This is a genomic window from Gimesia chilikensis, assembly GCF_007744075.1.
In the GTDB taxonomy this organism is placed as follows: domain Bacteria; phylum Planctomycetota; class Planctomycetia; order Planctomycetales; family Planctomycetaceae; genus Gimesia; species Gimesia chilikensis_A.
The window spans coordinates 4873842-4892264 of record NZ_CP036266.1 but is presented as its reverse complement, the minus strand read 5'-3'; the positions used below and the strand labels follow the sequence as shown (position 1 = coordinate 4892264).

The following is an 18423-nucleotide window of genomic DNA, read 5'->3' as shown; positions in this document are numbered from 1 at the left end:
AAACTAACCTATAGCGTGAAGCGGCAAAGAGATACGCAGCGATCAAGGGACACCAGAGATGCTGAAATACAGCGAGGTTTTCCCAATTTTGGTGGCTGATCGACAAGAGTCGTCACCACCGTCAACTGTGACAGGCTCACCAATTTTTCGGAAGGATTTTTCGCGTCTGATGACGGTACAAGGGGACTAACGGGCTGGCTTTGCTTACCACAATGACAGTTTGTCCCGCAAGAGCATGAACCAGGTTCTGCAGCCTGAGTTTCGATACAACAGGCGTCTTTTTCTGACTGTGACTCACAACCAGAGGCAGAGTCTGTCGTGATTTCTGTACCCTCTCCACAATGGCAGATTGGTGCACCCGTAAAACAACAGCAGTTCGTGAACGATAGAGAACAACCAAGGCTACAGTTACAGGAAGCAGCAGGTAGATCTTGCAATGGAACTGTCAGCATAGCTAGACAGATCAAAATGCGAGTCGTGATTGTATTAGTCATCCACATGAAAGAAAAACCCTTTATTCTCTGCTGCCCTGTGTCAGCGAGGAAGTTTCTATCCATTTAAATCGGTCCATACAGAAATGAACTACAGGCGAACTATCTGGAAATCGTCAATCTTTTCAGGATGTGTCGCAAAAATGTAGATGCTAAAGATTTGGGTAGACTGCGGGAGTATCTTCATAATCAGACATAGAGTCAATAGAGGTTACGCTTGCATCTCTATCATGTAATCGATGCAGAAACTGGTGAGATGAAAATCTCCAATCTGAATCTGAACTCATTACATTTCAATCACTTCCATCATCAGGGGAGGCGATTCATTACATAAATAGAATGGCCCCTTTAAGTTCGTTCTGTCGATTATGCCAACCCAAATGGACCAATTCTCCCGCAGTTATATTTCAATGTTGCCAGGTCACTATTTCTTCAAAGTGAGCTAAAAAAAGCTGATATTTACAAATTCAAAGTAAGTCGTGAAGAAACCGGTATCATCACGCATCCAATACCAGCGATAGCGTTCAATTTAACATTTCAAATATTTTTGGGAGAAGATCATGAAACACTCACGTCTCTTATTAGCAGGAATCTGTTTTGCTATCGTCGCGCCTGCGATATTGTCAAAAGATCTGTCGGCGTTTGCCCCGCCGGGATCGCGCCCATATATGGGAAAGCCTCACTATGGGTCGAGCACTTTCCGTTCATCGCGCAACATGAATCACGCGAGAGATTATTCTCGTGACCTCTATTACTATACTCGTGATGCTCAAACCATCGACCCAGAACTGGCAAGGTCAGAGTCCACAGAACTCGCGCGGAATATCGACGCTACGAAAAAGGAACTCGCCACGATCCGCAAAGAGTACGCCGGAGATAAAGAAGTCCTGGCGAGCTTAAAGGTAATTGAAGACCATCTAACGAATGCAACAGCACAACACAAGAAACTACACGCTGAATGCCAGATGGACACGTTCGATCGAACTGCTGGGATGAAATGCTGCAGTGACATCACCAAAGAGTTGGAAAAAGCGATGGCTGAGCATGCAGCGCTGATGCGTAAACTCGAAATTAAGGAACTAGCCAATAGTAAGAAGGAAACCACACCAAAAAAGTAAGTGTTTGTGATCTCTCCAACAATACTGGCGATCCTTACAGACAATGAAGGAGAGCATTATTTCATATTTTGACAAATTGAATACCTGCAAACGAGAGGGGATTCACCAAGGAAGTTGCTGTTCTTCCTTGGTGCCTTCGGATCTAGACGGATGAGAAATTCAAGATTTCATTGATTTTGTTTGTCAGAGTCGAGGCAAGGCCGCTCGCACTTCGTTCCAGCGATTGCTGCTAAAGGCCGAAGAGGAAATGGCTTAGAAAGCGACCATCCTCAATGCTCACGACAGCAAGTTCTCTCTGGCCTTAAAATAGATTGATGCGGAATACAAACATGATGCTGCCAAAGACACCATGATAACACGAAGGCGAAGCTCGAAAATCAGAAATAAAAGAGGTTTCCGTCTAGATTCTCAGTTAAAAATCAGTTGAATGAGGAGCGTTATAATGAACTACGCCACAAGGACCAAGAATTTTCAAATTGTTTTGACTTTGGTCGCAGTCCTTTTCTTATTGAGTTTAGTCAGTTTGAGGACAGTCCGCGCACAAAGTTCTACAGCGAAAGGTAGTCCTCACACGAATCACACTTCAGGCAAGTCAACCACCGGTGACCAATCGTTAGCCGCTCAAATTCAAGACTTACAAACCAAAGTGGCGAAACTCGAAATGACGTTACAGCAAAAGCACGATGGCAAAATGGGCTCCGGGATGAAAAGCAATCCGATGAAGGACATGATGGGGAAAGGTATGGGAAAAAAAGTTGGCATGGGCATGGCAACAATGTCTGGGCAGCGAATGTCTGAAATGGGAATGATGAATGGAAAAGGAATGTCGGGAATGGCAATGATGGGACAGATGAAAGGCATGGGGCAGATGCAGATGCCGTCGGCATTGCCTGGGTTTGCCGGCGCATCGCACATCTATCATATTGGCGCCACCAGTTTTTTTCTCGACCATTCACAGCACATCACGTTGACTCAAGAACAACAAGTAAAGCTGAATCAAATCAAGGAAAAGGTGTTGTTGGGTCAGGCCACATTTGACCGTTGGATTTCGGAGGCAGAGCAGGAACTTTGGGTGTTAACCAGTTCCGATACGCCCGCCGCGGCCAAGATTGAGACCAAGATTCGTGAAATCGAAAAACTCCGTAGCGACAAGCGGATCGCCTACATCCGAGCAGTCGGGGAAGCAGCCAGGGTTCTCACTGACGAACAACGTCAAACTCTCGTCGGAAACTTGTCTCCGGATCACCAGACGACGGGGGCGCGCGAATAGAACTAAGTCATCACTCACGCGGGAAAAGGTCTGAGAATAGTTACTAAATTTTTTATAGAGCAAGATGAAGAATAAGTAAGAATACGAACAATAACCACCGCTACGGCAACGTATAATTTGCCATGAGCAGAATTTTGTGAACTAGAAGCACGAGATCACGTTTAGCAAATGATTTGTTTGTCACGGCATCCAACTATAGCGATTCAAAATGCTGCCAAAGCTTTGAATGCTGCCAGGTCTGATTCTGGCAGTCAATTGGGGGTGGGAAGCAAATCATCACCTCTGTGGCAAAGACAAAGTCCACCCAAGTAGATTCTGAAATCATTAAGACTCTCGACGAAAAACCCTCTTGTAATGTAACAAGGAACAGTTTTATGTCAAAACGAAAAACAAAATCGACGAAGTTTAACTGCCACGCACCAGACGCTGAAGTTGTGTTTTTGGCCGGTACATTCAATGACTGGCAAATGGATGCAACACCGATGACAACGGACGGCAAAGGTAACTGGACTACCGAATTGAAATTACCACCCGGGAGGAGTGAATATAAGTTCGTCGTGGACGGCCAGTGGTGCTGTGAGCCAAACTGCCAGACTTCGGACGAATGCCCCAAATGTGTTCCGAATGACTTCGGCACGCTGAACCGGTTCGTCGATGTCGTATGATTTTCCCCGTACATTACGGGCAATGAAAGGAGAGACGAAAAACAGCACGTTCACAATATACGGTCAGAAAAACCATGTTTGTCCTCAACTAACTAGTTAAAGGAGCCACGCTCATGACAAAGAAAACTAACCTCATCAGCAAGCTTAGCATCACTACTGGACTTACACTCGCTATTTCGATGATGGTGTGGTGGTCCGTTGCAGCCCAAGCAGATGACAAAAAACATGATGCTCATCATGGGCATGATGCGGTCCATATGAACCACATCAAGACCCAAGCAGAGGCGGAAGCTCTGAAGCCGGGAGACTCGATTGCCATGGCGTGTAGCATGTGCAAGCATGTGATGGTCCAGCATGTGACTAAGGACAAATCGCATGTCAAAATGCTGACTATTGGCCAAAAGCACAAATGTGCCGCTTGTGGCGGTAGTGTCGCTGTTGTTGGTACCGGTAAAGGCAAAGGAAAGAACGAAGAAGTGAACCATGTTTGCTCGAAGTGTGGTGATGACGCGATGTTTGTCTGTGCGACCAAGCCTGGCAGCGGTGCTAAACACCATCACTAACCAGGCAAAAAGAAACCTGAAATAGTTAAGACTTAATCTGACCGTGAGGGTCAGGACTACACCAAGCTGTCACCGTAGGGCAGAATCCCAACCTGCCCTACGGTTGTATAAGTCCCTGTGGGGAGTCAAATTCGCTATGTGCCGATTCGTCCTTTACATGGAGGCCGAGATCACTCTGAATGTCTTAACAACGCGCCCATCTAACCGAGCATCGTCGATAATCATTGCGTCTGAGCCACTCAACGACGAGCCAGACTGAGAACCCGTTCCGCACAACCATCTGTTACCGATACTTCCCAACCGTTCAATGCAGCTGCGAGGCATCGGGTGATCGCTCATGGACATAAAATCTGTCACCATTATCGCCTTGGGAATCATTCTCTTCGGTCTTGTTTCGGCGCGATTGCGGCAGAGTGTCGTCACTGCACCAATGGTCTTCGTCTTATTCGGTCTGTTGATTGGAGATGCGGGCTTTCGCCTACTCGAATTCCAACTGGCAAACAACGCAATATATTTTCTTGCTGAACTGACTTTGGTCATAGTCCTGTTCACAGACGCATCGCGGATCGACCTGAAACTGCTGTACAGGGAACATAATCTGCCGGTCCGGTTACTGACGATTGGACTGCCGCTTAGTATTGCTTTCGGTACCCTTATCGCTTGGTTGTTATTCCAAGAACTGGGTTTTTGGCAGGCCGCTGTATTGGCGACGATTGTGACGCCAACTGATGCCGCTTTGGCCCATGTTGTGGTTACGAATAAATTAGTACCGATTCGAATTCGCCAAAGCATCAGCGTCGAAAGTGGTTTGAATGATGGGCTATGTCTACCACTGTTTCTGATCTTTTTGTGCGGCGCACGTGTGGCTGAGCATCCAGAGTCGACCGCGTATTGGGTTCGTTTTACCGCGATGCAAGTCGGCCTTGGTCCACTGGTCGGCATCGGAGTTGGCTACGTCGGGGGTAAACTGATTGAGCATGCGTCACGACGCGAGTGGATCAGTCATTCGTTTCTCGAACTCACGACACTCGCCCTAGCACTGCTCTCTTTTGGTGCAGCCGAGTTAGTCGGCGGCAACGGTTTCATTGCGGCCTTCTGTGCAGGACTGACCATCGGAAACGTCTCGCGAGCACTCTGCGGCGCAGTTCGCGAATTCGCAGAGACCGAAGGGCAGTTACTAACGTTGCTGGTATTTCTAGTTTTTGGTGCCGTCCTGCTGCCGCAGGCCTTTGCCAACATCACATTCCTTGGGTTTTTCTACAGTATTATGGGATTGACTGTGCTAAGGATGCTGCCTGTGGCAGTGAGCCTTGTGGGAACACGGCTGCGACGGGATACACGTTTGTTTGTCGGCTGGTTCGGACCACGCGGAGTTGCATCGATTGTATTTGCTTTGGTGCTGATGGAAGAAATTGCTATCCCTGCTCGGCAGGAGGTCTTCGCAGTAGCCATGGCGACGGTGGCTTTAAGTGTGTTCAGTCACGGATTAACTGCCTATCCTGCAGCGAAATGGTATGCTCGTCGCACAACGGCCACGAAGAAATTGGGTGCAGCCGCTGAGCACGAATCAATCAACGAAATGCCGTTTCACCGATACTGAGGTAATTTCCACGGACGCGAACTCATGGCGTGTTGACGAAGTTCCGGAAGTGGAGAACGTTTTTGCGTTTGTCATATATATGATGCGCCGTGCATCAACGGGGATCAATTGGGACAGGATAGTGGTTCCAATATTGCTGGCCGTGGAGGGCTTGTGTTGCCAAGGCCGTAAAAGAAGAAAAAAATCTACTACATTCTGAAGAATGCCGTCCTAAGCAGCATCTAAGGAACTATAGGAGACTGGTGCTCTCTAAACCGAGTCAGCATTCAGCCTTGAACAGGCTATAGCAGACATGATTTCAAGAGGTAGTAACGATGGCCAAACAGGAAGTTAACGGAATTTTTGAGGACGCCATTGGTCGACTTGATCAGGCAGCTGAATTCACAAAAATTGATAAAGAGGCAATCGAGCGACTGCGGCACCCCAAGGCTGTGCTGCAGGTCTCAATACCGGTTCGCATGGATGATGGCTCGCTACGGATTTTTCAAGGATTTCGTGTCCGACACGACGACACACGTGGACCGACAAAAGGTGGCATCCGCTTTCACCCAGGCGTGTCTCTGGATGAAGTAAAGGCGCTGGCCTTCTGGATGACCTGCAAGTGTGCCGTGGTGGGCATCCCATTTGGAGGCGGAAAGGGTGGCGTGATTGTTGACCCAAAACAACTTTCACGGATGGAGTTGGAACGGCTGAGCCGCGGATTTATCGGACAAGTCGCAGACTTCGTTGGGCCAGAAACTGACATTCCGGCCCCGGACGTGTATACAAACGCCATGATTATGGGTTGGATGATGGATGAATATTCAAAAATTCATCGCCAACGTATACCGGCTGTGATCACCGGCAAACCAATTCCTTTGGGCGGTAGTCTAGGGCGTGACGACGCGACGGGCCGTGGAGCATACTATTGTATTAAGGAATTGGAGAAGCTGAAGGATTGGCAACCAACCGACATTCGTGTTGCCGTTCAGGGATTCGGAAATGCGGGACAACACGTCTCACGACTGCTACATGCTGACGGTTACCGTATCGTCGCCATCAGTGATTCGCGAGGTGGTATCTATCGAGCCGAAGGACTTGATATTCCAAGGGCCATCAAGTTGAAACAAGAAGGCCAGATGATTGGTGGCGTCTATAGTGAAAGATCAGTATGTGATTGTCCCGTTTGTGGAGACGCTGAGTCCAAGTGCAAATGTACCACAAATGACCCAGCTACGGGTGAATCAATCAGCAATGCCGATCTGCTGGAATTGGGCGTGGATATTCTGATTCCCGCCGCGCTGGAGAATCAATTAACCGCTGACAACGCCAGCCGAATCAAGGCGCCAATGATTGTCGAGGTCGCCAATGGCCCCACAACAAGCGCTGCTGAAGAAATTTTGGACAAACGAAACACGTTCGTGGTTCCGGATATTCTGGCTAATGCGGGGGGCGTTACAGTAAGCTACTTTGAGTGGGCTCAGAACCGTGCGGGATATTATTGGACGCAAGATGAAGTACAAGATCGCTTGCAGCGCATTATGGCTCGGGAGTTCAACGCGATATACGAACTGATGACAAATCTCGCAATCAATATGCGAACGGCAGCCTATGCTCATGGATTGAACCGAATCAGCGAAGCGATTGAGTCACAAGGCACCCACCAATATTTCTCGAACGGCATCGTCTCAAATTAAAAATGAGAGCGAGACCAGCGTAAGTTAATCGCCGCAATGAAAGCTGATGTGAGAGTGACTGGAGACAGCATGCGTAAAGACTTGATTCTGAACTTTAGGGCAATCCCTTGGACCAGTGTACCGTTCCTTGCTGTGCTCGGCCTTGCGTTCATGGTAACGTCGCTCACCTATGGGCAGGTGTCTCCCGAAGAGCACAAAAAACATCACCCGGGACAGGCTGGAACAGGTAACGCAGGACCGGCGGGCAAAAACCCTGGCATGATGGGGGGCGGCAAAGGTGGTGGCATGGGCGGAATGATGGGAGGCGGGAAGGATAGCGGCATGGATGTCATGATGGAGAGAATGGGCGCGCCCAAGCCCAAAGAACTGTACCCCAAGCTGATGGACCTGCCCGACCTACCCATGGAAGAGCGGGCTGTGATCGTACAGGAAGCCCACCAGCGGATGATGGAAGGCGCGAAACTGCTAGCCACTGGGCTTGACGAACTGACCAACACCGTACCTACCGACGATTTCGCTGCGATGCAAGTGGCCACGGCCAAGATGCGAGAGGGTTTAGCGCAATTTGAAAGTGGTTTGGCTGCTCACCGTGCAATCGACGAGGGTAAAGCTCCCCGCAACGTCGCTTTACAATGGTTTAAGCGCGAGATGCACCTGCTGCCACCTGCAGGTGCGAAACCGACGGGAGTGCGGCTCTGGGGCATGACGCCCTTTCACACAGGAGTGATGGTTTTACTGAGTGTCTTCGCTGCCGCTATGATTGCCATGTACTTCTTTAAGATGCGTCGTGCATCGGCGCTGCTTGATAAACTTATCACAGACGAGTCGGCTAACGAAGGTGCCAGTACGACGAAGGTTTCTCCCTCGACCAGTCTGCCATCAGATTCACTGACTGAACCTGAGCATCCTGCAACCTCGAAGGATTCCAATAAGTCGGCAACCGTTGCCGATTGTTGCAATGATTCGGAAGAGACTTGCCCCAGTGACGAGGAATTAACTGATCGGCCAGATATCTCAGCAGGTCTCCTGCCGATTCGTAAGAAGAAGCTATGCCGGTTGCGGGTGGCCCGCATCAACCAGGAAACACCCGACGTAAAAACTTTTCGGCTGGTCGCCTGCCATGGGAGCGGCATCCCTTTTAATTATTTGCCAGGTCAGTTTCTCACGCTCACGTTGCCGGTCGGCGAAAAACCGATCAGGCGAAGTTACACGATCTCCTCATCGCCAACCCAGGGATACTACTGTGAGATCTCAGTCAAGCGGGAAGAATATGGCGCGGGCTCTCGATATCTTCACGACGAATTAAAAGTTGGCGACACAATCGAAGTGCAGGCCCCTAGTGGCAAATTCATATTCACAGGCAAAGAGGCAGACAGCATTGTGTTGATAGCTGGTGGCGTGGGGATCACGCCGATGATGAGTGTCACCCGCGCTCTGACGGACATGGTCTGGAATGGTGACATCTACTTTATCGTGGCCTGTCATGACCCTGAGCATTTCATCTTCGAGTCCGAACTTAAGCGGCTTCAGGAGCAACATGAGAATTTGCATGTTTTCGTTGCGATGAGTCGCATCGAAGAGGAAAGGGATGGCTATCGGAAGGGTAGGCTATCGCGAGACTTATTAGCTGAGTGGGTGCCAGAAATTGCTTCCAGACGGATTCACATCTGTGGTCCGGTTGCGATGATGGATGCAGCCAAGAAAATGCTGCTCAAACTCAAAGTGCCTATGGAGAGCATACACACCGAGAATTTTGGAGGCGAACAGAAACCACAAGTACGAGCCAAAGAACGAGCGAAGGCGGCTGGGACGGACATTGCTGAGACTGGCGGAACGGTGACCTTCAGTAAGTCAGCCAAGTCAACACAATTTCAGGTGGACGAGACCGTTTTGGAGGCTTCCGAGCGGGTGGACGTTGACATCGACTATTCCTGCCGGGTTGGCTCGTGTGGGGTGTGCGTAGTCAAACTCCTGTCAGGAAAAGTTTCCATGGAAGTTGAAGATGGCTTGGAACCGGAAGACAAAGAGACAGGAATGATTCTTGCCTGTCAAGCAAAATCATCCGGCAATGTAAGTGTAGAAGCGTAAGAAGATGAAAGAGCGTGAAAAAATCGTAGTGACTGGTTTGGTGGTGTTGATGCTCATCACCTGGCTAGGTTTCCCGTTTCACGAATCACCACGGTTCGCAGGCAGTTTATGGGGCGGAATGTTCGGTGTGACTGGTGCGCTGCTGATGCTCGTGCCACTTGCTTATATGATCGTCAAACGCGTAAAACGACTCAAGAAAGTTGTGACAAAGTACGTCTCCATGCGGACACTGCTGGCGTGGCACATTTATGCGGGAGTCACTGGACCAATCCTGGTAGTGATCCATAGCGGCCACAAGTACGAAAGCCCACTTGGTATCGCTCTGACAGCGATGACGTTGCTGGTTGTGGTCAGCGGCTTTGTGGGACGATACCTGATGAACCAGATCTCTACAGAAATCCGCGAGAAGAATGCCCAGCTTGGTAAATTGGAAATAATTTATGATCACACTAAGAAAGAACTGGCGAATCGTCCTCAGGAAACCCACATAGTCCGTAACTTCACTGGCTTCTTTTCCAGACAGGCTGCGAGATTCTTCCTTACAGAGAAATCCTTGCCGCAAACAAATGATGCCTTTGCTTCGTCCCCTCGCGAAATGGTTCGCTTGGCCGAGGCCATTGCCGATGTCGAGTACGCCATTGCAACCCATGAGAATTTTAAAAAGTGGTTTGGAAAGTGGCTCAAGTTGCACATCATAATCTCGTTCATTTTGTACGGACTGTTGGCTCTACACGTGTACTTCGCGATCTATTTTGGTCTGAGGTGGTTTAGGTAAGCATCATCTTTAACTGACATGTCCCAGGAGAAAAACCATGAACACGACACTTCGACTTAATCAATTTGTGACCGGCTTCTTTATTGCGACGATTCTGACCGTGGGGTCCGCTGGTTCATTCGGTAAAGAACCGACGGCTGTAACCGCGGAGTCCATCGTTGAACTTTTGCAGAAGCGTCAACTCGTACTTTCGCAACTTGTAAGAGTACAAACAGAAGCTTATCGCAACGGAGAAACTGGTATAGAGTCTGTTGTACAGGCGCGTCAGCAACTTCTGCTGGTGAAACTCGAACTCGCCACTAGTCATGAAGAGCGGATCAAGCTGCTGGAGAGATCTATTAAGTTGGCGAGTGAGTTGGAGAAACTTGCCGAGGCGAAACATAAATCCGGGAATGGTTCCGCGGCAGATATTCTGAGCAGTCAGTCAGATCGCCTGAAAGTGGAAATCAGACTCGTACGTGAGCGACAGAAGAAAAAGCAGGGCTGAAATGACACATGAAAAGCAAATGGATCTACATTGTTGCAAGCATTTTGTTCGTCGTTCTGTGGATCATGACGTCGAGCGAATCTGCGCTGAAACAACCCGCAACCTGGCAACGCTTGGCCGAACCCGGCCAATTGTCGGCCGCTCATGCGCATTTGGAAAACAATTGCGCCGCATGCCACACATCGGTCACCGGCATCGAGACGTCGAAATGCATCGTCTGCCATGCCAACAACGAGTCTCTTTTGCAACGGCAACCGACGTCGTTCCATGGCAGTATCAGTAGCTGCAAAGAGTGCCACTTGGAACATCAAGGCCGAGGAAAACGTGCGACAAGTATGGACCACGTGATGCTGGCCAAGATAGGTATGCGCCAATTGAAGGATGATGATGTAAACAACAAATTGCTGACTTGGTCGAAGTTATGGGTGCCACCGCACGCCAACATAACGCCAGACGAAGTGGCCCTCAATTGTGCCACCTGCCACTCAAACGATGACCGCCATTTCCAACTCTTCGGCCAAGACTGTGCTCAATGCCACGCTACGGACAAGTGGATGATTGCCGAATTCCGACACCCATCCCCCAATTCAATGGACTGCGCGCAATGTCACCAGGCACCGCCCAGTCACTACATGATGCACTTCAAAATGATTTCAGCCCGCGTTGCTGGTCGGCCACACGCTCGTGTTGATCAATGTTTCCAGTGCCACCAGACAACATCTTGGAACGACATCCTTGGGGCTGGCTGGTACAAACACCATTAGCATCGTAATGGTTTATCGGCAAGGAAGGCAAAATCAAATGAATCATACATTCGACCGAGATCCATCAACCAAAATGGTTACCGAGATAACCGCTCGAAGAGAAGAAGCGCTATCGCATAATGAGAAACCTGACAACCAAGGAAAATTAACAGAACGGCATCATGATCGGCTGAAGTGTATCGTGCCGGTTCATACACTGAGCGGTGTTATTCTGGGAATTTTGATTTTGCATCCCGTGACAATGGTCATCTATTGTTTCGAATTTCATCCGGAACTTACGGATGTCCGCAAGCGACTGAAAGGTTCGCCTCAGAAAGTAAGACGCGCAGAAATTCTGCTGAAGGCAGATGTGCGGGGACCAAACTGGACAGACAAGAAGATTGCTGAAGCGTTTTCATGTCGCGTTCAGACCATTGAAAATCTCCGCAAACGGCTCGTCGTCGATGGATTTGAGATTGCCTTAAATGGCAAGACTCGGGAGTCACCACCGAGACAGAAAGTTCTTGTCGGCAAACAGGAAGCGCGGGTGATTGCCATGCGTCTGGGGAAACCGTCAAAAGGATATGTAAACTGGTCGCTTCGGCTGCTGGCAGAACGGGTAGTGGAACTGGGACTGGTCGAATCGATCAGTCACGAAACAATTCGTCAAACGCTTAAAAAAACGGTATAACACAGCGCAAAATTCAGTACTGGGTGATTTCACCAGAAGCCGACGCCGAATTTATTGCGTCGATGGAAGAGGTTCTAGACACCTATGAAGCCCTTTACAACAGTGAATATCCCGTGCTGTGCATGGATGAGCAACCCGTTCAGCTTCGCAAAGAAGTTCGCCAGCCCATACCGGCAACCAGAAAACAGGCACGTCGAGTCGACTATGAATATGAGCGGTGTGGAACCGCCAGCGTATTCCTGTTTACGGAACCTCTGTCGGGTTGGCGTGAAGTCCGTGTCCGCGATCACAGGACCAAAGCCGACTGGGCGATTGAAATGGAACGGCTGCTGACAACGCGCTACCGTTCTACCAGAAAAGTGTCGTCATCTGCGACAATTTGAACACGCACACCAAGGGGGCATTTTATGAAGCATTCCCCGCAGAGAAGGCGCGGTCGCTGGTGCAGCACGATGATATAACGATCGTGCTGGCTGCTCTGGATAGCCACACCTCGAGCTACCGATAAAACTGATGTGGTATCAGTGGCATGGTCTCGGTTACCCGTTGATAGACCGTTTATTTTCTGAGACAGTTACAGCAGTTCGGCGTTTGTCAGGTGCCAGCAATTGGAGTCGTGCAGGACTTCCATTTGAAAGTCTTTAAACTGGGGATTGTCATGCACAAAGACCTGGGTCGACGACTTACGTTGAAAGAACCCGAATCGCGAAAGCATGTTTGCGATTTCTTTTCGACCAAAATAATTCATGACGATCGTTTCCATTCTGATCTGACGGCAGTGCTGGATGAAAGCCACCAGTAACTGTTGGAATGATTTCTGGTCGCGATAGAAAAAGTCCTGAATTCCCGCTGCATGGTCACCATTTCGGCCGGTTTCCCCAATCACATAAACCAGATAGCCCAGTAGCTCCTGCTCACGGTTCTCCAAAGTCATGATCTGGAAGCGAGTCGACGGCTCATGACAAAAACGCCATTCCAGAAATTCGCGCGTGCGCTCGACCATGATAAGATTGTGAGCATGCTTTTCAAAAAGTCGATGAAACCGTTCATCAATCGGTGCGTCATTATTTACTTTAAGACGATGCGACTTGAATGTTCTGGATTCGAGAGAGTAGAGATTAAGTGCCAGATCAATGAGTACTGTCGCTCCTTTTCTGACAAATCTGTTCGAGATTTTATTCTTAAGCTTGTATTCACTGCGCAGCGGTTTGACCCAATGCTGGAAGGTGCCGATTTGTTTGTAGCGACATCGTTTAAAGACCGCCGCCGCAGTTTCCGTCATGCCATACACAAAGTGAAAGTCCGTTTCGGGCAGGTGAGAGATTAAGGCGCGTTGCAGTTTGAGCGCTGCCTGAGCCGATCTGTGTGCTTCATCGATGTTGATTGCTTCAGCCTGACCGACTACAAAGGACTGGCCGCCATAGTTCATGCGCCTTCGCAACAGGCCAGTAGAACCAATAAGTTTACCGACTGATTCTTCCCGGGCCAGCCAGCAGAGGTTTTCACCAAATGGATTCTGCCGTTGAGACCAGTTAAACCACTGGGGGTCGTTTTTCTGAAAATTCCGATTGATCAAGGAAATCAGTTCTTTCTGATCGTCACTCGGTTTGGCCTGGGTGATAGAGTAGCCCATGTTATTTCAGCTCGTTTCTGGAAATGAAAAGTGCAATTATTCCTTAGACAGTCGTTGGTGAAGTCTAGGTCTCGGGGACATAAAGTCAAATTAGCTCTGATCAAGATGATTTCTGGTCTAGTTTGCATACTATTTCTCTCTTTGAAGTTGGCTTTCAATTTAGACGGTAGAAATCAACTGGAACATGGGGTCAAACAGGAGCACATCTTCTGTGACAAACTCTCGGGCACTAAAACTGATCGACCGTTTTTATTGCTTTGACAAGTAAATTTGCGAAGTGGAAATACTCTCCTTGTTTGGAAGCTAGGCTGTCTGAGACGACCACTACGTTATCTCGCAACTATGATCGAAGAGCTGAAGGAACGAGAAATCGGATTTCGTTCGATTATTGTCGGTATCATCGATACAACAACACCTTCAGGAGAACTGATCTTTCACGTCTTCTCTGCTCTCGATCAATTCGAGCAGCGACTTATACAAGAGACAACTAAAACAGGCTTGGCTGCAGGGGATGACGATACCGCTACATCAAACGCCGCACAAGCGGTGACCGGAAACCAGCGAACCTGGAACGCGAACCGACACAAATTCCGATGCCCCAGAGCCCTTCTACTCGCATCTTAATTCGACCGGACACCTGATAATTGGTCGTTGCTATTAAAGTAACCGATTCAGGAACTGAGCGAGCGCCGGACTGTAGAGTGCCGCATCGTAATTTGATCGCGAATTCCACGCCGCTTCGCGCAATTTCGCAACCAGCGAACGGTCAGCAAGCGTCTGTGCGAGTTCGTCTGCCGTGTCGAACTCTAACAGGGGGTAATCCCTCAGGTAGCTCTTGATGGCACCATAACCCTGCCTCGGAATTGCCACGGGAACCCCCGCAGCCACGCTGGTGATTAATCGGTCGGGAATTGTCAGGTAGAAACGGTCGTCGCGTGCACATCCCTGAGTGTTATACGCGATCAGACTCGCATCAAATTCACCAATTTTGTCGATCAATTCTCGCATCGGAAGTGGTGAGAAATGGCGGCGATGCGGGTGACCATCATCCGTCTCGGGCGACCGGGCATGGTGTAAATCAATGCCCGTACCGAGGATGCTGTTCATTAACGGACGCACGTCGTCGGCCGTAGTGGCTGTGGGACTGCTCATGTCTGTTCGCCCGACGAAAATCAAACTCGGACTCGCCGCCGTGCGACGCAGTTCGCAAGTCGCCTGAAAGCTTCGAGGCCAGCAGGGAGGGATGACGACCGATGGTGGAAAGCCGGTGCGAAAGACTCGGCCACGCACATACCCCTCGGTCAGGTCCGACGGAAACACGATTCCATCCAGAAATCGGGCGGCCCTTCGCAGATAAAAGTCCTGCCGGAGAATTCCACCATGTGACAAGGCCAGAGGGTAACACAGCAGCAGTAATACCACTTTGACATCTGGACGGGCCTTTTTTATCGCCAGCAAATCAGGCAGTGGCAGTGTTCCCCAGTAGCCGATGACAATTTTTGATTGAGTTTCGTCAAGCGTGGACAGTACGGAATTCAGATATGCGGAGTCACTGGTTCCCCATATCTGATCTGTCAGTCGAGAAATTTTCGATCTCCAATTTCTCCGGTTCTTCGTGGCACTTTGGGAATCCGGTAGATTTCCAAAGCCGGCCACATGACCGTGCAGCATGGCCTGCAGGCTGTCGGTGTGTTCGCACTGCGAGTCGGTACCGAGTATTGTAACAATAGTTCGCAGTAGTGAAGAACAGCCGCTCATGAGATCACGCTGAGTTGATTTAGTGTGCGGAATACATAAACGCAGCCAAGCTCCCTTTGAATTAAAGGTTCGCCCTCCCTGTCGATTGCAATTTCTCCACCATTGCCTGCTCCTTCCATAGCCAATGCAAGATGGGTAGCAGTTTGATAGCGGGCTTCGCTCACACTAACGTTGTAGAACACGGTGGTGGCCCCGAACAACCAGCCCAGAATAAAGATTTCCAGCGCACCCACTATCATTTCCCAACGCATGATTTTCTCCCGCTCAGTCTTGCTGCTTGAGGTGTCCATCTTCACCGTGCCGGTGTCCGCGCATCATGAATAAATGGCACGAGAACATAAGAACAACAAAGACAAACATCGTCACACCTTCGCCGACGCCGAACAAAGTTAGAATTAAAATCAGCAAGAACGGCAGCACACAGCCTATCAGCATGTGGACAAAATGTTTCACAATACCTCCCCCTCGTCGGTCATTCTTGCTGAATCTTACAAGCGCAGCCGCGCTATAGGGGTGATTAAAATAGTACTTATGTCTCGGCTACTCTTTTTTCAACTTAGCGAGATATTCATCGAGATTGCTGAGCAGCTTACCTTTGCAGCCATCGCAGCAAATCCATACTGGCTGACCGTTAGCATCGACTTTTTGAGGTGGTCCCATCACACCGAGCATCTTACCTGAGACAGGACAAACATGCTGTTTCTCTGCTGAAGCTGCGTCTTCAGTAGACAATTTCGAAAGTGCGACGTTCATTTTTTCCATGTCAGTTTGTCCGTTCATACCCTGGTGGCTGTGGTCGACGTGGCCATCGCTTGTAGAAGGAGAGCTTGAGTCAGTTGGTTGAGTACGATCAGAACCACAACCAAATAGGAAAATTGAAATAAATATGACTGACAAGAGACTAAAAGGAACCATGTATTTCATCAAAATCCTCGTATATCTAAGAAACAAAAACCACCATGTCCACATAACGACTTTGCAGCACCTTGTTTTAGATGCACAATCACTACAGTTTCTTCATGAAAATGAAATTCTTTTTCGAGATGATTTACGAATGGAATTTCTGTCAGATCAACGGACCTGACTTATCAGCAAAGATCGGAAGTCTCCTTAGCCTCATATTAATTTGACGAATAATATGAAACAGTACATCAATACTCGTAGTTGTTCTGAGCCAAATGGTATGCTACGCTGCTCTAGAGAAAATACATCTCATCATTAATGATCAGGCATTATCGTGAATTTGCTTAGAATCAGGGTAAGTCAAAGATGCAACCTTTTGTTTCATGCTCATTTTTTGAAATCCCATGAAGAAACTTACTTGCCGTGGCATCTAAAAACACAACAACATCGAAGTATGTTAGCGATGCGACTGAAATTGACGCTGGCCTATTAGAAAGATGTCGTTCAAAAAAACGTAGTGCACAACAGTGCCTCTACGAGTTGTGTCATCGGCAAGTTTACCGGCTCATGGTTCGCACCGTTGGATTACAAGATGCGGGAGATGTAACTCAACAAGTTTTTCTACAATTATTTCGTAAGATTGACCAGTTTGAATCTCAATCGAAGTTCGAAACTTGGCTTTATCGACTTGCCATAAATGAAGGACTTCAACACCTTAGAAAAGGACGTCGTTGGAATTTTCAAAATCTCTCACACGAACCGATGAGCCAACATAATCCCGAATTTGAACGTATAGATCATAAGGAACTATTGGAAGTAGCTCTGTCAAGAATCGAGCCAGAGTTACTTTCAATCTTCGTACTCCGTGAAGTTCAAGGTCTGTCATATCGCGAAATCGCTGAAGTCATGGAAATTCCAGAAGGAACCGTTGGATCACGGCTGAATCGCGCACGACGCGAATTACAGCAGCAACTTGCTGATCTGGGTTGGGAGCCGTAACATGAATTGTTCCGAAGTTCAAGAATTACTTTCCGCCTACTATGATGGCGAGTTAGCAGATGACCAAAGGGACCGCGTGTCGGCACACATCGGCACTTGCACAAAATGTGCAGGAGAACTTACTGGGTTCGAAAAACTCTCGCGAATGGCCAGCGTTCTCAGCGAGCCTGTGCCAACTCAACAAATTTGGAGTCAAATCAATCAGAAATTAGACGAGCAGTCTATCTGCGAAAATCCCATTCTCAAACCAGTTCATAATGATCATCGGCTTTCGTTCTCGGTTCCTAAGTTGTTTGTTTTGGCAGCAACAATCCTCACTGCTGTTGGAATCAGCTGGTTCACTTATCAGTCATGGTTTACTCATGGTAATCATGATCATTTCACAGTAGAGTTCGGTCATTATCTTGACGAATTTGTCCGCGATCCTGATGTGGCTCAACAGATTCTACTTGAGAAGTACGAGAACAAGCTCATTGACCCTAATCGAGCGGTCGAGCAAGTAGGCTACCGGCCATCCGTTGCCAACGGTCTGCCCGCCGAATATACCCTTGAATCAACTCATGTCATCAAGATGCCGTGTTGCACTTGTGTACAATCTATCTGTAAACGAAACGATGGCAGCAAATTGGCTATTTTTGAGCATGACGATAAAGAAACTAAAGAATGGTTCGGGGACAGGCCCAATATTTCAGTCTATTGTAAAGATAAGCAATGCTGTCTGGTTGAATTAGATAAACAAATCGCTGCCAGTTGGAAACAAGGGTCGCGTCACATCACATTGATTGGGGTACAGGACGTTGCTGAAGTCAACGAAATCATTTCATGGTTGAATGAGAAAAAACAGCCCGTTCTGAATTGATGAATCAAATTCGTATATTTCTTAAAAGACAAACAAAGAGAAACACAAACAGACTTGTGAATGTATAAGTTTCGATGGTCAAATCTCAAGCGAAAGAAAGCCTA

The 18423-nt window shown here is 48.5% G+C and carries 20 protein-coding genes; 15 read left to right on the top strand and 5 right to left on the bottom strand.

Annotated features, from left to right (window positions below; all coding sequences use genetic code 11):
- The first annotated feature begins 1051 nt into the window (after positions 1-1051).
- The 12 genes from HG66A1_RS18460 (at position 1052) to HG66A1_RS18405 (ending at position 12550) form a co-directional block, all read left to right on the top strand.
- The gene (locus tag HG66A1_RS18460; protein ID WP_145187188.1) at positions 1052-1609 is read left to right on the top strand and encodes a hypothetical protein; all 558 of its coding nucleotides are present in this window, start codon (positions 1052-1054) and stop codon (positions 1607-1609) included.
- A 442-nt stretch (positions 1610-2051) separates the two neighbouring features.
- Positions 2052-2879 (top strand): hypothetical protein, encoded by an 828-nt coding sequence (locus HG66A1_RS18455; protein WP_145187185.1) that lies wholly within the window; start codon positions 2052-2054, stop codon positions 2877-2879.
- 374 nt (positions 2880-3253) lie between these two features.
- Positions 3254-3544 (top strand): glycogen-binding domain-containing protein, encoded by a 291-nt coding sequence (locus HG66A1_RS18450; protein ID WP_145187182.1) that lies wholly within the window; start codon positions 3254-3256, stop codon positions 3542-3544.
- 113 nt (positions 3545-3657) lie between these two features.
- Complete coding sequence (locus HG66A1_RS18445; protein WP_145187179.1) at positions 3658-4107, top strand: hypothetical protein; 450 nt, start codon at positions 3658-3660, stop codon at positions 4105-4107.
- Between the two features lie 337 nt (positions 4108-4444).
- Positions 4445-5707: a cation:proton antiporter gene (locus HG66A1_RS18440; RefSeq protein WP_145187176.1), complete on the top strand. Its 1263-nt coding sequence runs from the start codon at positions 4445-4447 to the stop codon at positions 5705-5707.
- Between the two features lie 314 nt (positions 5708-6021).
- The gene (locus tag HG66A1_RS18435; protein ID WP_145187173.1) at positions 6022-7383 is read left to right on the top strand and encodes a Glu/Leu/Phe/Val family dehydrogenase; all 1362 of its coding nucleotides are present in this window, start codon (positions 6022-6024) and stop codon (positions 7381-7383) included.
- Positions 7384-7452: 69 nt separating this feature from the next.
- The gene (locus HG66A1_RS18430; protein ID WP_197996665.1) at positions 7453-9471 is read left to right on the top strand and encodes a 2Fe-2S iron-sulfur cluster-binding protein; all 2019 of its coding nucleotides are present in this window, start codon (positions 7453-7455) and stop codon (positions 9469-9471) included.
- A gap of 4 nt (positions 9472-9475) precedes the next feature.
- Positions 9476-10246 (top strand): hypothetical protein, encoded by a 771-nt coding sequence (locus HG66A1_RS18425; RefSeq protein ID WP_145187170.1) that lies wholly within the window; start codon positions 9476-9478, stop codon positions 10244-10246.
- 37 nt (positions 10247-10283) lie between these two features.
- Positions 10284-10733 carry a TolC family protein gene (locus tag HG66A1_RS18420; RefSeq protein ID WP_145187167.1) on the top strand — a complete coding sequence of 150 codons (450 nt, stop codon included), beginning with the start codon at positions 10284-10286 and terminating at the stop codon, positions 10731-10733.
- Between the two features lie 8 nt (positions 10734-10741).
- On the top strand, positions 10742-11497 hold the full coding sequence (locus HG66A1_RS18415; RefSeq protein WP_145187164.1) for a cytochrome c3 family protein: 756 nt from the start codon (positions 10742-10744) through the stop codon (positions 11495-11497).
- Entirely contained in the window at positions 11469-12167 is a 699-nt protein-coding gene (locus tag HG66A1_RS18410; RefSeq protein ID WP_145187161.1) for a helix-turn-helix domain-containing protein, read from the top strand. Before HG66A1_RS18415 ends, HG66A1_RS18410 begins: the two co-directional genes overlap by 29 nt.
- 23 nt (positions 12168-12190) lie before the next feature.
- Complete coding sequence (locus HG66A1_RS18405; protein WP_145187158.1) at positions 12191-12550, top strand: hypothetical protein; 360 nt, start codon at positions 12191-12193, stop codon at positions 12548-12550.
- 191 nt (positions 12551-12741) lie between these two features.
- Here HG66A1_RS18405 and HG66A1_RS18400 read toward each other — a convergent pair whose 3' ends face one another.
- The gene (locus HG66A1_RS18400) at positions 12742-13800 is read right to left on the bottom strand and encodes a GNAT family N-acetyltransferase (protein WP_145187155.1); all 1059 of its coding nucleotides are present in this window, start codon (positions 13798-13800) and stop codon (positions 12742-12744) included.
- Between the two features lie 270 nt (positions 13801-14070).
- Here HG66A1_RS18400 and HG66A1_RS32830 point away from each other — a divergent pair, with 270 nt between their 5' ends.
- Positions 14071-14424: a recombinase family protein gene (locus HG66A1_RS32830; RefSeq protein WP_145187152.1), complete on the top strand. Its 354-nt coding sequence runs from the start codon at positions 14071-14073 to the stop codon at positions 14422-14424.
- Positions 14425-14457: 33 nt separating this feature from the next.
- Here HG66A1_RS32830 and HG66A1_RS18390 read toward each other — a convergent pair whose 3' ends face one another.
- From HG66A1_RS18390 to HG66A1_RS18375, 4 genes are all read right to left on the bottom strand, one after another.
- A complete protein-coding gene (locus tag HG66A1_RS18390; protein WP_145187149.1) occupies positions 14458-15558 on the bottom strand; it encodes a hypothetical protein in 1101 nt (366 codons plus the stop codon).
- Entirely contained in the window at positions 15555-15809 is a 255-nt protein-coding gene (locus tag HG66A1_RS18385; RefSeq protein ID WP_145187146.1) for a hypothetical protein, read from the bottom strand. Before HG66A1_RS18385 ends, HG66A1_RS18390 begins: the two co-directional genes overlap by 4 nt.
- Before the next feature lie 13 nt (positions 15810-15822).
- Positions 15823-16011 carry a hypothetical protein gene (locus HG66A1_RS18380; RefSeq protein WP_145187143.1) on the bottom strand — a complete coding sequence of 63 codons (189 nt, stop codon included), beginning with the start codon at positions 16009-16011 and terminating at the stop codon, positions 15823-15825.
- A gap of 87 nt (positions 16012-16098) precedes the next feature.
- Entirely contained in the window at positions 16099-16482 is a 384-nt protein-coding gene (locus HG66A1_RS18375; RefSeq protein WP_145187140.1) for a hypothetical protein, read from the bottom strand.
- Between the two features lie 402 nt (positions 16483-16884).
- On the opposite strand from HG66A1_RS18375, the gene HG66A1_RS18370 reads away from it, so the two are divergent.
- Entirely contained in the window at positions 16885-17460 is a 576-nt protein-coding gene (locus HG66A1_RS18370; protein WP_197996664.1) for an RNA polymerase sigma factor, read from the top strand.
- A gap of 1 nt (position 17461) precedes the next feature.
- A complete protein-coding gene (locus HG66A1_RS18365; RefSeq protein ID WP_145187138.1) occupies positions 17462-18319 on the top strand; it encodes a zf-HC2 domain-containing protein in 858 nt (285 codons plus the stop codon).
- The last annotated feature ends 104 nt before the right edge of the window (positions 18320-18423 follow it).

Coding starts and splice junctions, on each gene's coding strand:
- HG66A1_RS18440 (WP_145187176.1), top strand. CDS start 4,445: ATGGACATAAAATCTGTCACCATTATCGCCTTGGGAATCATTCTCTTC.
- HG66A1_RS18415 (WP_145187164.1), top strand. CDS start 10,742: ATGAAAAGCAAATGGATCTACATTGTTGCAAGCATTTTGTTCGTCGTT.
- HG66A1_RS18365 (WP_145187138.1), top strand. CDS start 17,462: ATGAATTGTTCCGAAGTTCAAGAATTACTTTCCGCCTACTATGATGGC.
- HG66A1_RS18375 (WP_145187140.1), bottom strand. CDS start 16,482: ATGAAATACATGGTTCCTTTTAGTCTCTTGTCAGTCATATTTATTTCA.
- HG66A1_RS18425 (WP_145187170.1), top strand. CDS start 9,476: ATGAAAGAGCGTGAAAAAATCGTAGTGACTGGTTTGGTGGTGTTGATG.
- HG66A1_RS18420 (WP_145187167.1), top strand. CDS start 10,284: ATGAACACGACACTTCGACTTAATCAATTTGTGACCGGCTTCTTTATT.
- HG66A1_RS18435 (WP_145187173.1), top strand. CDS start 6,022: ATGGCCAAACAGGAAGTTAACGGAATTTTTGAGGACGCCATTGGTCGA.
- HG66A1_RS18455 (WP_145187185.1), top strand. CDS start 2,052: ATGAACTACGCCACAAGGACCAAGAATTTTCAAATTGTTTTGACTTTG.
- HG66A1_RS18460 (WP_145187188.1), top strand. CDS start 1,052: ATGAAACACTCACGTCTCTTATTAGCAGGAATCTGTTTTGCTATCGTC.
- HG66A1_RS18445 (WP_145187179.1), top strand. CDS start 3,658: ATGACAAAGAAAACTAACCTCATCAGCAAGCTTAGCATCACTACTGGA.
- HG66A1_RS18385 (WP_145187146.1), bottom strand. CDS start 15,809: ATGCGTTGGGAAATGATAGTGGGTGCGCTGGAAATCTTTATTCTGGGC.
- HG66A1_RS18450 (WP_145187182.1), top strand. CDS start 3,254: ATGTCAAAACGAAAAACAAAATCGACGAAGTTTAACTGCCACGCACCA.
- HG66A1_RS18430 (WP_197996665.1), top strand. CDS start 7,453: ATGCGTAAAGACTTGATTCTGAACTTTAGGGCAATCCCTTGGACCAGT.
- HG66A1_RS18390 (WP_145187149.1), bottom strand. CDS start 15,558: ATGAGCGGCTGTTCTTCACTACTGCGAACTATTGTTACAATACTCGGT.
- HG66A1_RS18400 (WP_145187155.1), bottom strand. CDS start 13,800: ATGGGCTACTCTATCACCCAGGCCAAACCGAGTGACGATCAGAAAGAA.